This is a genomic window from Deferrisoma sp. (assembly GCF_054681715.1).
In genome coordinates this window covers 1-2,602 of record NZ_BAAHFQ010000265.1, presented here as the reverse complement: position 1 = coordinate 2,602, position 2,602 = coordinate 1, and the positions used below count along the sequence as shown (strand labels likewise).

At 68.2% G+C, this 2,602-nt stretch carries 2 protein-coding genes; both read right to left on the bottom strand.

The genetic code is table 11. The annotated features are described in order from the left end of the window. Nucleotides 1-218: 218 nt before the first annotated feature. Nucleotides 219-1,616, bottom strand: a complete 1,398-nt coding sequence (gene gltA, locus ACY0I8_RS17620; protein WP_461395789.1) for an NADPH-dependent glutamate synthase — start codon at nt 1,614-1,616, stop codon at nt 219-221. 70 nt (nt 1,617-1,686) lie between these two features. Beyond that, entirely contained in the window at nt 1,687-2,544 is an 858-nt protein-coding gene (locus ACY0I8_RS17615) for a sulfide/dihydroorotate dehydrogenase-like FAD/NAD-binding protein (RefSeq protein WP_461395788.1), read from the bottom strand. Between the last annotated feature and the right edge of the window lie 58 nt (nt 2,545-2,602).

The following is a 2,602-nucleotide window of genomic DNA, read 5'->3' as shown; positions in this document are numbered from 1 at the left end:
CTGTTCGTCGGCCCGTGGGTTCGTTCCACGCTTCCTCCGGACGCTCGGTCGCCCTCACGCCCTTGCGCTTCCCTTCCCTCGTCGTGACCTACTCGGGGGAGGACTTTCACCTCCAAGCCAGTGCCCATGCCGGGCGTACAGCAAAACCGGGCCGCCCCTGCGGAGCGGCCCGGTACGCGTTTGGGGTTGGCTTCCCAGCCTCCTAGCCGCCTAGCCGCCTAGCCCATCAGGTACTCGTGGATCGCGTCGGCCGCTTTCCGGCCGGCGCCCATGGCCAGGATCACCGTGGCCGCACCGGTCACCACGTCGCCGCCCGCGTACACCCCGGGCATGGTGGTGGCGCCGGTGGCCTCGTCGGCCTGGATGGTGCCCCACCGGGAGGTCTGGATGGCCGGGGTGGTCGAGGGGATCAGGGGGTTCGGAGCGTTCCCGATGGCCACCACCACGGCGTCCACCTCGAGCTCAAACTCGGAGTCCGGGATCGGCACCGGCCGGCGGCGGCCCGACTCGTCGGGCTCCCCGAGCTCCATGCGCACGCACTCCAGGGCCCGAACCCAGCCGTTCTCGTCGCCGATCACCCTCTTCGGATTCGTCAGGAGCTGGAACTCCACCCCCTCTTCCTCGGCGTGGTGGATCTCCTCGATCCGGGCCGGCATCTCGTCGCGGCTCCGGCGGTACACAATGATGGACCGGTCGGCCCCGAGCCGCAGCGCCGTGCGCGCCGCGTCCATGGCCACGTTGCCGCCGCCCAGGATCGCGACCCGCTTCGCCCGGGCGATGGGGGTGTCGTACTCGGGAAAGAGGTAGGCCTTCATCAGGTTCGACCGCGTGAGGTACTCGTTGGCCGAGTAGACGCCGTTCAAGTTCTCGCCGGGGATGCCCATGAACTTGGGCAGCCCTGCGCCGGCGCCCACGAACACGGCGTCGAACCCGTCCTCCTTGATGAGCTCCTCGACGGTGCGCATCTTGCCCACCACGAAGTTCGTGACGATCTTCACCCCCATCTTCTGGAGATAGTCCACCTCGGCCTGGACGATGGCCTTGGGGAGCCGGAACTCCGGGATCCCATACACCAGCACCCCGCCCGGCTTGTGGAGCGCCTCGAACACCGTGACGTCGTGCCCCTTTCGGATGAGGTCGCCGGCCACCGTGAGCCCGGCCGGGCCGGAGCCCACCACGGCCACCTTCTTCCCGGTTTTCGGCGGCAGTTCCGGGATCTTGACGGCGCCCTGGGCCCGCTCCCAGTCGGCCGCAAACCTCTCCAGTCGGCCGATGGCCACGGGGTCACCCTTCTTGCCCAGGATGCAGTAGGCCTCGCACTGGTTTTCCTGGGGACACACCCGGCCGCACACGGCCGGCAGGCTGTTCTTCTCTTTCAGGATGTCGACGGCCCGCTGGAAATTGCCCGCCTCGATCTCGGCGATGAAATCCGGGATGAACACCTCCACCGGGCAGCCCTTGCGGCAGGCGGGCTTCTTGCACTTCAGGCACCGCGACGCCTCCAGTTGGGCCATCTCGGGGGTGTAGCCCAGGGGGACCTCGTCGAAATTCCGTGCCCGCACCTTCGGGTCTTGCTCGGGCATCGGGGTGCGGGGGGGACGCTCTTTCTTCGCCATGGCTCCATGACCTCCGTCAGGGGGCGTTCCGCCCCCGGTTTGTCTGGATGGGTTACCGAACCGCCGGACCTCAGCCGTGACACTGGTGGCCGGCGTGCTGCTCCGACCAGATCTGCATGGCCCGGCGTTCGTCCTCCACGTACATCCGAAGCCGCTTCGCCAGCTCGTCGAAATCCACCTGGTGGCCGTCGAACTCGGGCCCGTCCACGCAGGCGAACTTGGTCTCGCCGCCCACGGTGACCCGGCAGGCCCCGCACATCCCCGTGGCGTCGACCATGATGGGATTGAGGCTCACTACGGTGTGGACCCCGTAGGGCTCGGTGACCCGGCAGCAGGCCCGCATCATGGGCACGGGGCCGATCGCCACCACGAGGGAGACGTTTTCCTTGCCCTCCCGCTCGATCACCTGCTTTAGGACGTCGGTCACGAACCCGTGATGGCCGTAGGACCCGTCGTCGGTGGCCACGAGGAGCTCGTCGCTCGCCCGCCGCATCTCGTCCTCCATGATGAGGAGCTCCTTGGTGCGGGCCCCGATGATGGAGACGACGCGGTTCCCCGCCTCCTTGAGGGCGCAGGCGATGGGATGGACCGGCGCCACCCCGATGCCGCCGCCCACGCACACGGTGACCCCGTCGAACCTCTCGATGTGGGTGGGCTTGCCCATGGGCCCGGCCAGGTCGAGGAGGGCGTCCCCGGCCTTCAGGGTGCCCAGTTCGCTCGTGGTCTTGCCCACGGCCTGGAACACCAGGGTGATCGTGCCCGCCTCGGGATCCTTGTCGGCCACGGTCAGGGGGATCCGCTCCCCCTTCTCGTGGATCCTGAGGATCACGAAGTTGCCGGCCCGGTGCTTCCGGGCGATCTCGGGGGCCTGGATCACCATGCGGTGCACCGTGGGTGCCAGGGTCTGCTTTTCCACGATGGTAAACAAGCCTCTTCCTCCCGCCGAAAAACACGGCTTCTGCCAGGGTTGCGAAAGTTCCCGCGCG

Excerpts from the sequence above, each read along its gene's own strand:
- gltA (WP_461395789.1), bottom strand. The coding sequence starts at position 1,616 with ATGGCGAAGAAAGAGCGTCCCCCCCGCACCCCGATGCCCGAGCAAGAC.